Here is a 15,171-nt window from a genome sequence, read left to right on the forward strand (position 1 = left end):
GCGTGATCGACGTCCTGCTCGCCGATTACCACAACCCGGCGCATGCGCGTGCGCTGGTCGAGCTGCTGGACAGCTATGCGCGCGATCCCGCCGGCGGCGGCACGCCGCTGGCGTCCCAGGTGCTGGATGAACTGCCCGAGGCGCTGGCCGCGCGGCCGCAGGCCTTCAGCGTGCTGGCCTACGACGCAGCGCAGCCGATCGGCCTCGTCAACTGCATCGAAGGCTTCTCGACCTTTGCCTGCAAGCCGCTGGTCAATGTGCACGATGTGATCGTGCTGGCCAGCCACCGCGGCCAGCGGGTCACGCAGCGCATGCTGGCGCGTGTCGAGGAAGAGGCTCGCGTGCGTGGCGCCTGCAAGCTCACGCTCGAGGTGCTCTCCGGCAACCGCAGCGCGCTGCGCGCCTACGAGCGTGAAGGCTTTGCCGGCTACCAGCTCGACCCGGCCTTCGGCTCGGCCATGTTCCTGCAGAAGAAGCTCTGATCAGAAGCGCGTGACGGGCATGTCGCTGTCACCCTTGCCGGGGGCGTACTTGCCCAGCTCCCACTTGGCGATCGCATTGCGGTGCACTTCGTCCGGACCGTCGGCGAAGCGCAGGGCGCGCGCGCCGACATAGGCGTAGGCGAGCGGGAAGTCGTCGGACATGCCGCCGCCGCCGTGCACCTGCATGGCCCAGTCGATCACCTGGCAAGCCATGCTCGGCGCGACCACCTTGATCATCGCGATCTCGTTCTTGGCGACCTTGTTGCCGGCCACGTCCATCAGCCATGCGGCCTTCAGCGTGAGCAGGCGCGCCATGTCGATCTTGCAGCGCGCCTCGGCGATGCGTTCCTGCGTCACGGTCTGCGAGGCGACGGCCTTGCCGAAGGCGATGCGGGACGAGGCGCGCTTGCACATCAACTCCAGGGCGCGTTCGGCCAGGCCGATCAGGCGCATGCAGTGGTGGATGCGTCCCGGGCCGAGGCGGCCCTGCGCGATCTCGAAGCCGCGGCCTTCGCCGAGCAGCATGTTGCCGGCCGGCACGCGAACGTTCTCGAAGTACATCTCGACGTGGCCGTGCGGCGCGTCGTCGTAGCCCATCACGTTGAGCGGGCGCACGATGCGGATGCCCTTGGCATCGGCCGGCACCACGATCATGCTTTGCTGCGAGTGGCGCGGCGCCTCCGGGTCGCTCTTGCCCATGGTGATGAAGACCGCGCAGCGCGGATCGGCCGCGCCCGAGATCCACCACTTGTGGCCGTTGATGACGTACTCGTCGCCCTGCCGTTCGACGCGCGTGGCGATGTTGGTGGCGTCGCTCGACGCGACCTCCGGTTCGGTCATCGCGAAGGCCGAGCGGATCTCGCCTTCCAGCAGCGGCTTGAGCCAGCGCGCCTTGATCTCGTCCGAGCCGTAGCGCGCAATGGTTTCCATGTTGCCGGTGTCGGGCGCCGAGCAATTGAAGGCCTCGCTGGCCCATGGCACGCGGCCCATGATCTCGGCCAGCGGCGCGTATTCCTGGTTGGTGAGGCCGGCGCCTTCGTAGCCCGAGGCAGCGGCGCTGTCGACCGGCAGGAACAGGTTCCAAAGGCCCTGGGTCTTCGCCTTCTGCTTGAGCTTCTCGACCGTCTTGAGCGCGGTCCAGCGCTTGCCGGCCGCGGTGTTGGCGGCCAATTCGGCCGCGTACTCGGCTTCCGCCGGGTAGATGTGGTCTTCCATGAAAGCGGTGACGCGCTTCTGCAAGTCCTTGGTCTTGGCCGAATATTCGAAATCCATGGGGTCTCCTTTGAAATGGGGAAGGCTCAGGCCCGTTGTGCGAATTGCCAGGCCATCTCGGCCATCGGTCGCGCACCGCGGCCCGAGGCCACGGCTTGCTCGCTCGACGCGGTACCGGCCTCGACCCGCTTGGCGATGCCCTGCAGGATCGCGGCCATGCGGAACAGGTTGTAGGCCTGGTAGAAATTCCAGTCGGTCGCGAGCGCCTCGGGCGTCGTGATGCCGGTGCGGTCGCAGTACTTGCGGATGTATTCGCTCTCGGTCGGGATGCCCAGGCTCTTCAGGTCGAGGCCGCCGATGCCGCGGAACGAACCCGGCGCGATGTGCCACGACATGCAGTGGTAGCTGAAATCGGCCAGCGGATGGCCCAGCGTCGACAGTTCCCAGTCGAGCACGGCGATCGCACGCGGCTCGGTGGCGTGGAACATCAGGTTGTCGAGCCGGTAGTCGCCGTGCACGATCGAGGTCATCTTCTCGTCGCGCGCGCTGGCCGGGATGTGGGCGGGCAGCCATTCCATCAGGCGGTCCATTTCGGGGATGGGCTGCGTGATCGAGGCCACGTACTGTTTGCTCCAGCGGCCGATCTGGCGCTCGAAATAGTTGCCGGGCTTGCCGTAGTCGGCCAGGCCGCGCTCGGCGAACTTCACGGTGTGGAGCGCCGCGATGACGCGGTTCATCTCGTCGTAGACGGCGGCCCGCTCGGCATTGCTCATGCCCGGCAGCGACTGGTCCCACAGCACGCGCCCGGCCATGAATTCCATGACGTAGAAGGCGCGGCCGATAACGGCTTCGTCTTCGCACAGGCAGTACATCCGCGGCACCGGCACGCCGGTGCCGGCCAGGCCGCTCATGACCTTGAACTCGCGCTCGACCGCATGGGCCGAAGGCAGCAGCTTGGCGACCGGGCCGGGCTTGGCGCGCATCACGTAGCTTTGCGTCGGCGTGACCAGCTTGTAGGTCGGGTTGGACTGGCCGCCCTTGAACATTTCGACCGTGAGCGGCCCCTTGAAGCCGTCCAGGTTCTTGTCGAGCCAGGCGGTCAGCGCATCGACGTCGAAGACGTGCTGCTTGGATACGGCGCGGGTGCCGACGAAGTTGTCGAAGTCCTGGGTCATGTCTCTGCGGTCTTTTATTGATCGGCTTCGGAAATGCGCATCAGCGCCGCGCGGTCCAGCACCACCAGGCCGCCCGGTTCGATGCGGATCGCATCCTCGCGCTCCATGGCCTTGAGCTCCTGGTTCACGCGCTGGCGTGAGGCACCGAGCAGCTGCGCCAGCTCTTCCTGAGCCAGGTGCAGCCCGATGCGCATCTGGCTGCCGTCCGCCAGGTTCGGCACGCCGTAGCTGCGAACCAGGTGGATGAGCTGCTTGGCGAGCCTGGCGCGCAAGGGCAGCGTGTTGAGATCCTCGACCAGCCCGAAGAGCTGGCGGATGCGGCGCGCTTGCAGGCGCATCAGTGCCTCGTAAAGCTCGACATGATTCGACAGGATCTTCTGGAAATCGGCGCGCGCCACGCAAAGGATCGTGGTCTCGCCATGCGCGTAGGCGTCGTGGGTTCGACGGTCGCCGTCGAACATCGCCACGTCGCCGAACCAGATGCCCGGCTCCACATAGGTCAGCGTGACCTGCTTGCCCGAGACCGCCGTCGAACTCACGCGCACCGCGCCCTTGGCGCAAGCGATCCACTGCTCGGGCGGGTCGCCGCGTGCAGCGATCAGCTCGCCGTCCTTGTAGCGTTTGACGAAAGCACATCGGAGGATGTCGTGACGAAGCGATGGAGAAAGAGAAGAGAACCAGCGACCACCATTGATCGCTTCACGTTCTTCGATGGTAAGAATGGGGTCGTCCATGGACTGTCCTGTGTGTGACTGAAAAGCTGAGGGTTGTCGCGAGAGCGACGTGCCGCTACTCGTAGCGCGGCGTTTCCTTGGCGAGGAAAGCGGCGATCCCGATGCCGGCGTTGCGGTGGTGCAGGTTGCGCACGAAGTGGTCGCGTTCCTGCGACAGCTGCGAAGCCAGTGTTGCGCCTCGCGCCTCGCTCAGCAGCTCCTTGATGCTGGCCAGCGCGTTGGGCGCGCGTGCGTTGAGGCGGTTCGCCAGCGCGAGCGCCGCACTCAAGGCCTGGCCGCTCTCGGTGATTTCATTCACCAGGCCGAGCGCATGCAGGCGCTGTGCCTCGATGCGCCCTCCGAGCATGAGCCATTCGCTCGCGAGCTGCCGAGGCAGTGCCTGCGCGAGATGCCAGCTCAAGCCGCCGTCCGGCGACAACGCGACGGTGCTGTACGAGGCGGCGAATACTGCATCGCGCGCGGCGACGATGAAGTCGCAGGCCGCGGCGAGCGAGAAGCCGGCGCCGGCCGCGGCGCCCTCGACGGCCGCGATCACCGGCTTGGGAAAGGTGCGGATCGAATCGATCCAGTTGTGCAGCGACTCGATGCTCTCGGCCTGCACTGCGGGCTCGCGCTCGCGATTGGCCGAAAGGCGCTGCAAGGAGCCGCCGGCGCAGAACCATGCGCCTTCGCCCACGAGCACGACACTTCGGATCTCGTCGCTGTTCTCGGCGCCGCTGAGCGCCTCGATGCCGGCCGCGTACATCTCGGGGCCCAGCGCATTGCGCTGCGAGGGGTTGGAGAGCGTGAGCACCAAGGTCTGTCCTTCGCTCGTGCTTTTCAGTTCTGCGGTCATGGTCGGTGTCTCTTACTCTTCTTCATGCGTGAGGCTCAGGCCCAGTGCGCCACGGCGGCGCAGCCACGGGCTCGGGCGGTAACGGGGATCGCCATACACGGTCTGGAGGTTGAAGAGCACTTCCAGCACATTCGTCGGCCCGTACAGGTCGCCCATCGCCAGCGGACCCTGAGGGTAGCCGAGGCCCAACCGAACGGCGACGTCGAGGTCGGCGGGCGAACAGACGCGCTGCTGGCACATGTCGGCGGCGATGTTCACGATGGTGCCTATCACGCGCTGGGTGACGAAGCCGCCGCTGTCGCGGATCACGCTTACCGCCTTGCCGTCGCGCGCGAAAAGCGCATGGGCCGCATCGCGCACGTCGCGCCGCGTCGCGGGATTGGTGGCCAGCACGCGGCGCTTGGTGGCTGCATCGTCCACCATCAGGTCGATGCCGACCGTGCGCGTCGCATCGAGCCGTTCGACGGCGGCGACGGTCGTGACGTCGAAGCCCAGCGGTGCGACCAGGATCAATGCGGCGGGCGAGGGCGTGGCGCCGCTTTCGAGCTGCGCGCCCAGCGCATGCACGAGCCGCAGCAAATCGGGCCGCCGTGCTGCGCGGGGCGAAACCCAGACGGCCGGGGCGGCGTCGACCGTCGGCACCGGCGCTTCGGTGGGCAACTGCGCCGCACCGTCGACATAGCGATAGAAGCCTTCGCCGGTCTTGCGACCGAGCGCACCCGCTGCGAGCCGTTGCGCGGTGATCACGCTGGGCCGAAAGCGCGGCTCCTCGTAGTACTGGCGGTAGATCGACTCCATCACGGGATGGGAAACATCGAGCGCCGTCAGATCGAGCAGCTCGAAAGGCCCGAGGCGAAAGCCCGCCTGGTCCTTGAGGATGCGGTCGATGGTGGCGAAGTCCGCCACGCCTTCCCCGGCGATGCGCAGCGCCTCGGTGCCGTAGCCGCGTCCCGCGTGGTTGACGATGAAGCCGGGCGTGTCCTTGGCCTGCACAGCGCTGTGGCCCATCTGCGCGGCGTAGCCCGCGAGCCGGCGGCAGACCTCGGCCTCGGTCTTGAAGCCGGCCACGACCTCGACCACCTTCATCAGGGGCACCGGGTTGAAGAAATGAAAGCCCGCCATGCGCTGCGGATGCGCCATCACCGCGGCGATGGCGGTGACCGAGAGCGATGAGGTGTTGGTCGCCAGCACGGCCGAGGGCGCGACCACCGCTTCGAGTTCGCTGAACAGCTTGCGCTTGACCTCGAGGTCTTCGACCACGGCTTCGATCACCAGCTCGCAGCCAGCGAGCGCCTGGACCGATTCGACGGCGCGGACACGAGCGGACAGTGCATCGCGCTGCGCCTCGTCCAGTTTTCCCTTCTCGTGCTGCTTCTGCCACTGGGCGAGGATGGCATCGCGTCCGCGGACCGCGGCGCCCTCGAAGCTGTCGAGCAGCAGGACCTCGCTCCCGGCCTGCGCGGCGATCTGCGCGATGCCGCGCCCCATGGCGCCGGCACCGATGATGCCCACATTGGAAAAGTTCACAGTCATTTGATAATTGTCTCTCTGAGGATGGCTGGCACGGATGCCCATGCCAGAATGTGTCTACTTTCGATTACTTTTTTCGAACTATTTTGCAACTCCCACGCCTGGCGGCGGCCCTCTTTCTATTCGGGCTCGCACTTGACTCGCCTGCCTTGACGATCGGGCGGCCCCAAGGGGCTGTCTGGATCGGCAAGCCGCTGGATGTGGTGATTCCGCTTTCGCTGGATGCTGCCGAAGATGGGGGCGCGTTGTGCCTCGACGCCGAGGTCGTGCAGGGGGACACCCGCATTGCCGATCGGAGCCTGACTGTATCGCTGGAGCCGGGGCCGAAGGCCAGCAGCCCGCGCATCCATATCCGTTCCACCGTCGCCGTGGACGAACCCGTGGTCAATGTGAACGTGCGTGCCGGCTGCGATACGAAGTCGACGCGCAGCTATGTGCTGCTGGCCGACGTTCCGTCCGAACCCGCGCTGCCCGTCCTTGCGGCGCCTTCGGGTGCAAGGGCATCGTCCGAGACCCCGGCGCGAGCGCCCGCGCGCGCGCCATCGCGTGCTGCGGCAGGGGGCGCATCGTCCGGCCTCGAAGGCCCGACCGCAGCGCCGGCGCGGCGCAGCACCGCAGCGGCGCCCGCCGCGCGCACGCGCGCGACGCCGACGGGTCGTCGCCGCGTCCCAGCGCTGCCTCTGCGCCCGCGCCGCGCCGGCCCGCCGCGGCGCAACCGCCTGCCACACCGCGTGCGGCCGCGCCGCGCACCGTCCCGACGGTCGCAGCCACTGAGCCGAGGCGCGGGGCCGTCGCCGGTGGATCCCGGCTCCAACTCGAAACGCTGGAGCCGGTTCCCGTCGCGCAGCCCGGCCTCAAGACAAGCCCGCAACTGACGCTGCCGGCCAGCGAAGACCTCGCGCGCCGCGCCGCGGCCGCCGCCGAGTGGCGCGCGCTCAACATCGACCCCGAAGCGGCGCAGCGCGAGGCCCAACGCATGCAAGCGCTGGAAGCCACGCTGGCCGCGCTGCGCGAGCAGACGGCGCAGAACCAGCGCACCTTGCTCGAGATGCGCAGCGAGCTCGCGCAGGCGCACGACAGCCGCTATCGCAATCCACTGGTCTACGCGCTGATCGCCCTGTTGCTGATCGCGCTGGTGGCGATCGTGCTGCTGTGGCGCATGGCGCGCCGAGCCGCAGCGCCGGCCTGGTGGGGCGAGACGCCGTCGAAGGGCGAGGGCGGTCCCACGCGGCCGAGTTCCTTGCGCGCACTGCTCGACGAGGAGCCGGACGTCGACTCCGTACCGCCGCCGCGGCGCAGCGCGAACGCCACCAGCTTCGGCGCGGCGACCTTTGCAGCCCTGGAGCCCGACGACGACAGCGGCTTCGGCGAATCCGAACCCCAGCCGGCACGCACGCCCGATGGCGCGCCGGTGCGGCCGGTCAACACCGAAGAGCTGTTCGACGTGCAGCAGCAGTCGGACTTCTTCCTTTCGCTCGGCCAGCACGACCAGGCAATCGCGGTGCTGCGCGAACACATCGCCACCAATCCCGGCACCAGCGCGTTGGCCTACCTGGACCTGCTGCGGATTTTTCATTCGCTGGGGCGCAAGGAGGACTATGCGCGCCTGGCGGAGGAATTCGAACGGGCCTTCAACGCCGACGTCCCGGCGTTCGAGAATTTCAACGAGACGGGCAAGGGTCTCGAACACTATCGCAGCACCCTCGCGCGCATCGAATCGCAGTGGCCTGCGCCGGGCACCCTGGCGCTGATCGAGGAGCTGATATTCCGCAAGCCCGGCGCGCACGAGGACGAGGCCTTCGACCTGGCGGCCTACCAGGAGCTGCTGCTGCTCTATTCCGTGGCCAAGGAAGTGATCGATCCGAACAGCGCACCGCCTGCGCCCGTCACGCCGCACTCCTTCGTCGATACCTTCGGCCACGACCAGCTGGCCACGACGCCTGCGCCGCTCGATCGCGAGAGCGCGCCCGAGGCCGTCGAGTACGCCCCGACGCTGCCCCCCTCGATCTACGGCGCCATCGACGATCACCTGCACCATGAGACTGTGCTGGTGCCGGATGCGCCGCTTCCGGCGCCTCCCGCAGGCGCCGCACCGTTGCCGCGCGCCAAGCCCGACATCGACCTGGACCTCGCCGAATTCGACAAGACGGCCTTCGAAACCATGCGAGCGCCGATCGAAACGCCGAAGCCGCCGCCCGCACCGTCCAGCGATCCCCACGTGATCGATTTCGAGCTCTTCGATCCGGCCACCGAGGCGGAGATAGCTCCCAAGCCGGTCAAGCGCTGAACGCCGGGGCGCGGCGTTGCGCCCGGTCGACGGCCAGGCTGAGCGCCAGCGCGCAGAGCACCATCGCCAGGCCCGCCCAGCTCATCCAGGCGATCGCGTCATGGGCCAGCAGCCAGCCTCCGGCTGCGGCACCCACCGCTTGCCCCACGTAGATGCCGGAACTGTTGAGCGCCACCGAGCCCGGCGCGAGCGCGGGCGCCATCGAGACCAGGCGTGCCTGCTGAGCCGAGTTGGTGGCGAAGCAGCCGAAGCCCCAGGGCACGATGATCAGCGCCAGCCCCGCGAGCGTCACGCCCAGGGGCCACAGAAGAAGGCTCAGCGCGATCAGCGAGGTCGTGAGCAGCACCGTCTGCGAGGCGCCCATGCGGTCGATGTACCGGCTCACGAGCATGTTGCCGAGCAGGCCGCAGACGCCGAACCAGCCCCACATCAGGCCCAGTGCCGTGGCGTCCGCGCCCAGCACTTGCTTGAGGACGGGTGCGAAGTAGCTGAACAGAACGAACTGGCCCGCGCCTTGCAGCGCGGTGACGGAGACGACGCCCATCAGCAGCGGACTCTTGAGCACCTGGGCCCAGGCCGCGCGCGACAGCGCGGCCGGCCGGATGCCCGATGGGAGCTTGCGCCAGATCCAGGCTGCGCTGAGGATCGACAGGAGCGCGATCGTCGCGAACGCGGTGCGCCAGCCGAAATGACCGCCGATCAGCGTGCCGAGCGGAAGGCCCAGCACCGAGGCCATGGACCATCCCAGAAAAACGAAGGTGACGGCGCGGCCCCGCTGCTCGAGCGGCACCAGCAGACCCACGCAGGCGGCCGCCTGCGGCGTGAAGATCGCGGGCGCGACGACCGTCAGCATGCGCACCACCAGCAGCCCGCCGAAGTTCGGCATCAGCGTCGCGAGAAGATGCCCTGCCGCATACCACAGCATGGTGCAGGCGAGCAGCACCCGGCGGTCCCAGCCCGCGACCACGGCCGCCAGCAAGGGAGCGCCGAGGCACATCACGACGGCCGCCGCGGTGATCAACTGGCCGGCGGTAGCCGCGCTGACTTGCAGCGAGGTGCTGAGTTCGTTGAGCGTGCCGGGCACCACCATCACGCCCGTCCCGATCACGAAGTTGCCCGCCAGCAGGGCCCACAAAGCTGCCGGCAGAGCAGGCTGCTTCAACGGCGGACCTGCAGTGCGCCCGGATTCACGATGTTGGTCGGGTTGCCCTTGATGAAGCTGACGACGTTGTCGAAGGCCTGGCCGAAGTACATCTCGTAGCTGTCCTGCTCGACGTAGCCGATGTGCGGGGTGCAGATGCAGTTCTCCAGGCGCAGCAGCGCATGGCCTTGCAGCGGCGGCTCGCTCTCGAACACGTCGACGGCTGCCAGCCCGGGCCGGCCGCGGTTGAGGGCCGCGAGCAGCGCGTCCTGTTCGACCAGCTCGGCGCGCGAGGTGTTGACGAACAGTGCGGTGGGCTTCATGCGCGACAGATCCTCGAGGGTGACCAGGCCCCGTGTTTCCTCCGTCAGCCGCAGATGGATCGACAGCACGTCGGCCACGCTGAAAAAGACGTCCCGGTTCGGTGCCACCTGAAAGCCGTCGGACCGTGCCCTGGCGCAGCTCTCTTCGCGGCCCCAGATCACCACCTGCATGCCGAAGGCCTGCCCATAGCGTGCGACCAGCTGGCCGATGCGCCCATAGCCCCAGATGCAAAGCGTCTTGCCCTTGAGCACCGAGCCGAGCCCGAAATTGGGAGGCATCGAAGCCGACTTGAGCCCCGACTGCTGCCAAGCGCCATGCTTGAGGTTGCTGATGTACTGCGGCAAGCGGCGCATCGCCGTCATGATCAGTGCCCAGGTGAGTTCGGCCGGCGCCAGCGGCGAGCCCGTGCCTTCGGCCACCGCGATGCCTTGCTCGGTGCACGCATGCACGTCGATGTGGCTGCCGACCCGGCCGGTCTGCGAGATGAGCTTGAGCTTGGGGAGCTTCTCGATCAGCTGGCGAGAGATCTGTGTGCGTTCACGGATCAGCACGATCACGTCGGCATCCTTGAGCCGCACCGAGAGCTGCCCGATGCCTTTGACCGTGTTGGTGTAGACCTTGGCCGCGTACGCGTCGAGCTTGGAAGCGCAGCGCAGCTTGCGCACCGCGTCCTGGTAGTCGTCGAGGATCACAATGTTCATGGCATGCCATTGTGCCTCGCACCATCCGCGTACTCCGTGCCCTGCGTTCCACAGGCGCACGCTGCCCGGGGATAACCCAGGCTCGGTTCGGCTTCAATTGCCGATCGGCATCGCCTCGCTCAATGCAGGCGGCTGGCGCGCGGCACGGTGTCCGCCGCTTCCAGGGCGGCCAGCCGATCGAGTTCGGCGCAGACGTCCGCCATGCGGCCCGAGATCACGACGCGGCCCGCGTTCTGGCCGGGGCGCTGCGCATCGACCGTGCGCACCACGCGCAGGGGACGCGTCGGCGCGGGTGCAGAGGCACAGCTGGGCCGAATGCCGACATAGCGAAGGCCGGACGAACGCCTGCGGCGCGAAGGCATCCAGCGATCGGCCAGCGATTGCAGCGGCATGAACAGATCAGCAAGGCTGAGAAGAGCGATTCCCATGTGAACTCCAGAAAAGTCAGAGGTTGAACACAGGCAGGATTGCTTTCATCGGCTGCTACAGGGTGATGGCCCTCGGCCATACGCCCGCCACCTGTCGCGGCCGGGGTTTGGACCCCCTACATGAGCATCGTGTTGCGGATCAGGCCTACGGCCAAGCCTTCGATCTCGAAAGGCTCGCCGGGCTGAACGACGATGGTGGGGTAGTCGGGGTTTTCGGCATGCAGCTCGATGACCTGCTTGTTGCGCTTGAGGCGCTTGACCGTGACTTCGTCGCCCAGCCGGGCCACCACGATCTGGCCGTTGCGGGCTTCCTTGGTGGCTTGCACCGCCAGCAGGTCGCCATCCATGATGCCGGCGTCGCGCATGGACATGCCACGCACCTTGAGCAGGTAGTCGGGCTGGCGCTGGAACAGGGTGTTCTCGACGTAGTAGGTCTGGTCGACGTGCTCCTGCGCGAGGATGGGCGAGCCTGCAGCCACACGGCCGATCAGCGGCAGCGCGAGCTGGGCCATGCCGGGCAGCGACAGGGAGAATTGGTTGTTGCGCGATTCGTTCAGCGAGCGCAGTGCGTCGCCCTTGAGGCGGATGCCGCGCGAGGTGCCGCTCACGAGTTCGATCACGCCTTTGCGTGCCAGGGCCTGCAAATGTTCTTCGGCCGCATTGGCCGACTTGAAGCCCAGTTCGGCGGCGATCTCGGCACGCGTGGGCGGGGCGCCGGTGTGTGCGATGGCGCTCTGGATCAAGTCCAGAATCTGCTGCTGGCGGGCGGTAAGCTTGACGGCGAACTGCATTGATGACTCCTTGCGGCACTGGCTGAATATCCAGTACCTGTATTTTTAACCAGTTTCCGGGAGTTTGGCAAGACATGGTCGATACCCTTCGAGAAGGCAAGCGCCGCGTGATCGTTCTGGGCACCGGCGGCACCATCGCCGGCCGCGCTACGGCGGCCGGCGACAACATCGGCTACACGGCCGGGCAAGTAGGCGTGACGGAACTGCTGGGCGGCATCGAGGCGCCCGAAGGCATCGCACTCGCGGCCGAGCAAGTGGCGCAGATTGACAGCAAGGACATGAGCTTTGCGATCTGGCGTACGCTGGCCGAGCGCTGCGCCCATTGGCTCGCCGAGCCCGACGTAGCGGGCCTCGTCATCACCCATGGCACCGACACGCTGGAGGAAACAGCCTTCTTCCTGCAGTCGGTGCTGGCTCCGTCGAAGCCGGTGGTCCTGACCTGCGCGATGCGGCCCGCGACCGCGCTGTCGCCAGACGGCCCGCAGAACGTGCGCGATGCGATTGCGGTCGCGTCCAGCCCCGGCGCGCTGGGCGTGGTGGCCGTCTGCGCGGGCACGGTGCACAGCGCCTTCGACGTCCAGAAGGTCCACACCTACCGGCTCGACGCCTTCGACTCCGGCGATGCGGGACCGGTGGCCTATGTGGAGGAGGGCGCGGTGCGCGGCCTCCGAAGCTGGCCGGTATCGCCGCAACAAGATGCGCGCGAGCTCTTCGAACGGATGACGAATGCCGCCCGATGGCCCCATGTGGAAATCGTGATGAGTCATGCGGAGGCGCGCGGCAGCCTGATCGACACACTGATTCGCGAGCGCCAGTCCGGCGCCGCCGAGCCGGTAGAGGGCCTGGTGCTCGCGGCCACCGGCAACGGCACCTTGCACCTTGCGCTGGAAGAAGCCGCGCTGCGGGCGCAGGCTGCCGGCATCGCGGTCGTGCGCGCCACGCGATGCACGCAGGGCCGCATCCTGCCGGCGCCGAATGCACTCTTGCGTGACGCGGGCGCACTGACTCCCGTCAAGGCGCGCATCGCGCTGGTGCTGGAGCTGATGGCAGATCAGCCGGCCGCCGATTGAGGCCATGTTCGGCGCTCTGCAATCGCACTCGTGGGCCTATCCGGCGCTGGAGGCGGTGCACATCATCGGCATCGCACTCCTGCTCGGCAATCTCGTGGCGCTCGAGCTGCGGGTGTTCGGACGTGCGGCTGCCTTGCCGGTGCGGGCGATGGCCAGGCTGTCGCTGTCGATCGCGCTCTGCGGCTTCACGCTGGCGGCGGCCAGCGGCTCGCTGATGTTCGCGACCCAGCCGGCCGAACTGCTCGCCAACCGGGCCTTCGTGATCAAGATGGGATTGTTGCTGGCCGCCGGATGCAACGCGGGCTGGTTCCACGCGCGAAGGTCCTTGCGCAAACTCGATGCGCTGGCGCGGGTACAGATGTTGTTGTCCACTGCGATCTGGCTGGCCGTCGTGTTCTGCGGCCGCTGGATCGCGTACTGAAGAGAAGAAGGAGTTCTTCCGATGAAACGTCGCAGCATCGTCGTCGCCGCCGCATCCCTTCCCGTCGCCACCCCGTTCGCCTGGGCACACCACGGCTGGAGCAGCTTCGACCAGGAGCGTCCGCTCTACCTGGAAGGAAAGGTCGTGCGCGCGCGTTGGCAGAACCCGCATGCCGAGCTGGTGATCGAGGTTCCGCCGGGTCTCAAGGTGCCGGCAGACCTCGCAACGCGACAGCCGCCCGCGCAGAGCGCGCCGATCGATGGCCCCGGGCTTCTTGCCAAGGCGACCGCGCCGCGCCGCGCCGATCGCCAGTGGACGCTCGAACTCGCGCCGCTGACGCGAATGGAGGCCTGGAAGGTTTCGGAGATCAAGTCCGGCGCGACCATCTCGGCAGTGGGCTTCACCTTCAAGGAAGAAAAGGGCGAGCCGGTGATGCGCGTCGAATACCTGTTCGCCGACGGCAAGGTCTACGGGCTGCGCTCCAGCCCGGCCTGATCAGCTGCCGAGGGCGCCCAGCGCGCGCTGAGTGATCTCGTCGACCGTGCCGACGCCGCTGATGGCGCGGTACTTCGGCGCTGCGGCCGGGTCCGCCTTGGCCCAGGCCGAGTAGTAGTCGACCAACGGCCGGGTCTGCTGGCTGTAGACCTCGAGCCGCTTGCGCACGGTTTCTTCCTTGTCGTCCTCGCGCTGGATCAGGTCTTCGCCCGTGAGGTCGTCCTTGCCTTCGGTCTTCGGCGGGTTGAACTTGACGTGGTAGATGCGCCCCGACGCCGGATGCGAGCGGCGCCCGCTCATGCGTTCGATGATGTCGGCAAAAGGCACGTCGATCTCGAGCACGTAGTCGATCTTGACGCCCGCCGAGCGCATGGCCTCGGCTTGCGGAATGGTGCGCGGGAAGCCGTCGAACAGAAAGCCCTGGGTGCAGTCCGGCAACGCGATGCGTTCCTTGACGAGGTTGATGATCAGGTCGTCGCTCACCAGGGCGCCGGCATCCATCACGGCCTTGGCCTGGAGCCCGAGCGGTGTGCCGGCCTTGACGGCGGCGCGCAGCATGTCGCCGGTCGAGATTTGAGGAATGCCGTATTTCTGGCAAATGAAGGCTGCCTGCGTGCCTTTGCCTGCCCCGGGGGCGCCCAACAAAATCAGTCTCATGGTGTCCTCGGACGGTTCTTCGATTTCTGTCGCGCCATGCGTTTCACGAGGGAGATCGCAGGGCGGAGTTGCATCGAGGATAGCACGCGCTCCGCGCCCGACTTGGCCTGCGCGGGGACGAAATCAGGCGTTGGAGAGCAGTGCGCGGACGCGTTCCAGATCTTCCGGCGTGTCGATGCCCGGCCCGGGCGCATGGGCGCTCACGTGCACGGCGATGCGGTGCCCGTGCCACAGTGCGCGCAGCTGCTCCAGTGCCTCCGTGGCTTCGACCGGTGCCGGCGGCAGGCTGGGAAACTGCCGTACGAAGCCGGCGCGGTAGCCGTAGATGCCGATATGGCGCAGCGCTGCGGGTGACTGCGGCAGCGCCGTCACGCCGCCTTTCGCGAAGCCGTCGCGCCACCAGGGAATCGGTGCGCGACTGAAGTAGAGCGCGTTGCCCTGTGCGTCGAGCACGGCTTTCACGACGTTCGGATTGAGGAAATCTTCGAGGGATTCGATCGCGTGCGCGGCCGTGCTCATCGCTGCGTCGGGATGCGAGGCCAGCGTGTGGGCCACGGCGTCGATCAATGCCGGGTCGATCAGCGGCTCGTCGCCCTGGACGTTAACCACGATCGCATCGTCGGCCAGACCGAGCTGCGCGCAGGCCTCGGCGAGGCGATCGCTGCCGCTCGCGTGGTCGGTGCGCGTGAGCAGGGCCTGGACACCGTGTGCCTCGCAAGCGGCGACGATGCGCGCGTCGTCGGCGGCCACCACCACGCGCTCGGCGCTCGATTGCAGGGCGCGCTGTGCGACGCGCACCACCATCGGCAGGCCGGCAATGTCGGCCAGGGGCTTGTCGGGCAATCGTGTGGACGCGAGCCGAGCCGGGATCAGGACGGCGAAAGGCAA

The 15,171-nt window shown here is 67.6% G+C and carries 17 protein-coding genes; 6 read left to right on the top strand and 11 right to left on the bottom strand.

Annotation, left to right across the window (positions count from 1 at the left end; genetic code table 11):
- Positions 1-2 precede the first annotated feature (2 nt).
- Positions 3-482, top strand: a complete 480-nt coding sequence (locus ACSQ89_RS12635; protein ID WP_436290527.1) for a GNAT family N-acetyltransferase — start codon at positions 3-5, stop codon at positions 480-482.
- Here the strand turns inward: ACSQ89_RS12635 and ACSQ89_RS12640 are convergent, their stop codons facing one another.
- Genes ACSQ89_RS12640 through ACSQ89_RS12660 form a run of 5 tightly spaced genes read right to left on the bottom strand, consistent with a single transcriptional unit; the run spans position 483 to position 5,971 of the window.
- Positions 483-1,754, bottom strand: a complete 1,272-nt coding sequence (locus tag ACSQ89_RS12640; RefSeq protein ID WP_436290526.1) for an acyl-CoA dehydrogenase family protein — start codon at positions 1,752-1,754, stop codon at positions 483-485.
- 26 nt (positions 1,755-1,780) lie between these two features.
- Complete coding sequence (locus ACSQ89_RS12645) at positions 1,781-2,869, bottom strand: phosphotransferase (protein WP_093107782.1); 1,089 nt, start codon at positions 2,867-2,869, stop codon at positions 1,781-1,783.
- A 14-nt stretch (positions 2,870-2,883) separates the two neighbouring features.
- Positions 2,884-3,603, bottom strand: coding sequence for a Crp/Fnr family transcriptional regulator (locus tag ACSQ89_RS12650; protein WP_093107781.1), 720 nt, complete (start codon positions 3,601-3,603; stop codon positions 2,884-2,886).
- Positions 3,604-3,658: 55 nt separating this feature from the next.
- A complete protein-coding gene (locus tag ACSQ89_RS12655) occupies positions 3,659-4,438 on the bottom strand; it encodes an oxepin-CoA hydrolase, alternative type (RefSeq protein ID WP_093107779.1) in 780 nt (259 codons plus the stop codon).
- Positions 4,439-4,450: 12 nt separating this feature from the next.
- Positions 4,451-5,971 carry a 3-hydroxyacyl-CoA dehydrogenase gene (locus ACSQ89_RS12660; protein WP_093107777.1) on the bottom strand — a complete coding sequence of 507 codons (1,521 nt, stop codon included), beginning with the start codon at positions 5,969-5,971 and terminating at the stop codon, positions 4,451-4,453.
- An 83-nt stretch (positions 5,972-6,054) separates the two neighbouring features.
- On the opposite strand from ACSQ89_RS12660, the gene ACSQ89_RS12665 reads away from it, so the two are divergent.
- Both ACSQ89_RS12665 and ACSQ89_RS12670 read left to right on the top strand, forming a co-directional pair.
- Entirely contained in the window at positions 6,055-6,843 is a 789-nt protein-coding gene (locus ACSQ89_RS12665) for a type IV pilus assembly protein FimV (RefSeq protein ID WP_436296195.1), read from the top strand.
- Positions 6,844-6,944: 101 nt separating this feature from the next.
- Positions 6,945-8,255, top strand: coding sequence for a type IV pilus assembly protein FimV (locus ACSQ89_RS12670; RefSeq protein WP_436296196.1), 1,311 nt, complete (start codon positions 6,945-6,947; stop codon positions 8,253-8,255).
- Here ACSQ89_RS12670 and ACSQ89_RS12675 read toward each other — a convergent pair.
- The 4 genes from ACSQ89_RS12675 to lexA all read right to left on the bottom strand — a co-directional run bounded on the left by ACSQ89_RS12675 (position 8,245) and on the right by lexA (position 11,640).
- Entirely contained in the window at positions 8,245-9,417 is a 1,173-nt protein-coding gene (locus ACSQ89_RS12675; protein WP_093107773.1) for an MFS transporter, read from the bottom strand. The two genes, ACSQ89_RS12670 and ACSQ89_RS12675, sit on opposite strands and share 11 nt — an antisense overlap.
- A complete protein-coding gene (locus ACSQ89_RS12680) occupies positions 9,414-10,421 on the bottom strand; it encodes a D-2-hydroxyacid dehydrogenase family protein (protein ID WP_436290524.1) in 1,008 nt (335 codons plus the stop codon). Before ACSQ89_RS12680 ends, ACSQ89_RS12675 begins: the two co-directional genes overlap by 4 nt.
- Before the next feature lie 119 nt (positions 10,422-10,540).
- The gene (locus ACSQ89_RS12685; protein ID WP_436290523.1) at positions 10,541-10,849 is read right to left on the bottom strand and encodes a hypothetical protein; all 309 of its coding nucleotides are present in this window, start codon (positions 10,847-10,849) and stop codon (positions 10,541-10,543) included.
- A gap of 116 nt (positions 10,850-10,965) precedes the next feature.
- Complete coding sequence (gene lexA, locus ACSQ89_RS12690; protein ID WP_436290522.1) at positions 10,966-11,640, bottom strand: transcriptional repressor LexA; 675 nt, start codon at positions 11,638-11,640, stop codon at positions 10,966-10,968.
- A 74-nt stretch (positions 11,641-11,714) separates the two neighbouring features.
- Between lexA and ACSQ89_RS12695 the strand changes: the two genes are divergently transcribed.
- From ACSQ89_RS12695 to ACSQ89_RS12705, 3 genes are read left to right on the top strand one after another with little or no spacing between them, the layout of a single operon-like run.
- Positions 11,715-12,710 carry an asparaginase gene (locus tag ACSQ89_RS12695; protein ID WP_093107765.1) on the top strand — a complete coding sequence of 332 codons (996 nt, stop codon included), beginning with the start codon at positions 11,715-11,717 and terminating at the stop codon, positions 12,708-12,710.
- A gap of 4 nt (positions 12,711-12,714) precedes the next feature.
- Entirely contained in the window at positions 12,715-13,131 is a 417-nt protein-coding gene (locus ACSQ89_RS12700; protein WP_436290521.1) for a hypothetical protein, read from the top strand.
- 21 nt (positions 13,132-13,152) lie between these two features.
- On the top strand, positions 13,153-13,626 hold the full coding sequence (locus tag ACSQ89_RS12705; RefSeq protein WP_436290520.1) for a DUF6152 family protein: 474 nt from the start codon (positions 13,153-13,155) through the stop codon (positions 13,624-13,626).
- On the opposite strand, the gene adk is transcribed toward ACSQ89_RS12705, so the two are convergent.
- Together adk and kdsB are read right to left on the bottom strand one after the other, a co-directional pair.
- On the bottom strand, positions 13,627-14,283 hold the full coding sequence (gene adk, locus ACSQ89_RS12710; protein ID WP_093107759.1) for an adenylate kinase: 657 nt from the start codon (positions 14,281-14,283) through the stop codon (positions 13,627-13,629).
- A 123-nt stretch (positions 14,284-14,406) separates the two neighbouring features.
- Entirely contained in the window at positions 14,407-15,171 is a 765-nt protein-coding gene (gene kdsB, locus ACSQ89_RS12715) for a 3-deoxy-manno-octulosonate cytidylyltransferase (RefSeq protein WP_093107757.1), read from the bottom strand.

The sequence above is a fragment of the Variovorax sp. LjRoot175 genome, assembly GCF_964253805.1.
Classification (GTDB): domain Bacteria; phylum Pseudomonadota; class Gammaproteobacteria; order Burkholderiales; family Burkholderiaceae_C; genus Variovorax.

Bases quoted from the DNA above. Each gene is read 5' to 3' on its own strand.
- ACSQ89_RS12640 (WP_436290526.1), bottom strand. From the start codon at position 1,754: ATGGATTTCGAATATTCGGCCAAGACCAAGGACTTGCAGAAGCGCGTC.
- ACSQ89_RS12645 (WP_093107782.1), bottom strand. From the start codon at position 2,869: ATGACCCAGGACTTCGACAACTTCGTCGGCACCCGCGCCGTATCCAAG.
- ACSQ89_RS12650 (WP_093107781.1), bottom strand. From the start codon at position 3,603: ATGGACGACCCCATTCTTACCATCGAAGAACGTGAAGCGATCAATGGT.
- ACSQ89_RS12655 (WP_093107779.1), bottom strand. From the start codon at position 4,438: ATGACCGCAGAACTGAAAAGCACGAGCGAAGGACAGACCTTGGTGCTC.
- ACSQ89_RS12660 (WP_093107777.1), bottom strand. From the start codon at position 5,971: ATGACTGTGAACTTTTCCAATGTGGGCATCATCGGTGCCGGCGCCATG.
- ACSQ89_RS12670 (WP_436296196.1), top strand. From the start codon at position 6,945: ATGCAAGCGCTGGAAGCCACGCTGGCCGCGCTGCGCGAGCAGACGGCG.
- ACSQ89_RS12680 (WP_436290524.1), bottom strand. From the start codon at position 10,421: ATGAACATTGTGATCCTCGACGACTACCAGGACGCGGTGCGCAAGCTG.
- ACSQ89_RS12685 (WP_436290523.1), bottom strand. From the start codon at position 10,849: ATGGGAATCGCTCTTCTCAGCCTTGCTGATCTGTTCATGCCGCTGCAA.
- lexA (WP_436290522.1), bottom strand. From the start codon at position 11,640: ATGCAGTTCGCCGTCAAGCTTACCGCCCGCCAGCAGCAGATTCTGGAC.
- ACSQ89_RS12695 (WP_093107765.1), top strand. From the start codon at position 11,715: ATGGTCGATACCCTTCGAGAAGGCAAGCGCCGCGTGATCGTTCTGGGC.
- ACSQ89_RS12700 (WP_436290521.1), top strand. From the start codon at position 12,715: ATGTTCGGCGCTCTGCAATCGCACTCGTGGGCCTATCCGGCGCTGGAG.
- ACSQ89_RS12705 (WP_436290520.1), top strand. From the start codon at position 13,153: ATGAAACGTCGCAGCATCGTCGTCGCCGCCGCATCCCTTCCCGTCGCC.
- adk (WP_093107759.1), bottom strand. From the start codon at position 14,283: ATGAGACTGATTTTGTTGGGCGCCCCCGGGGCAGGCAAAGGCACGCAG.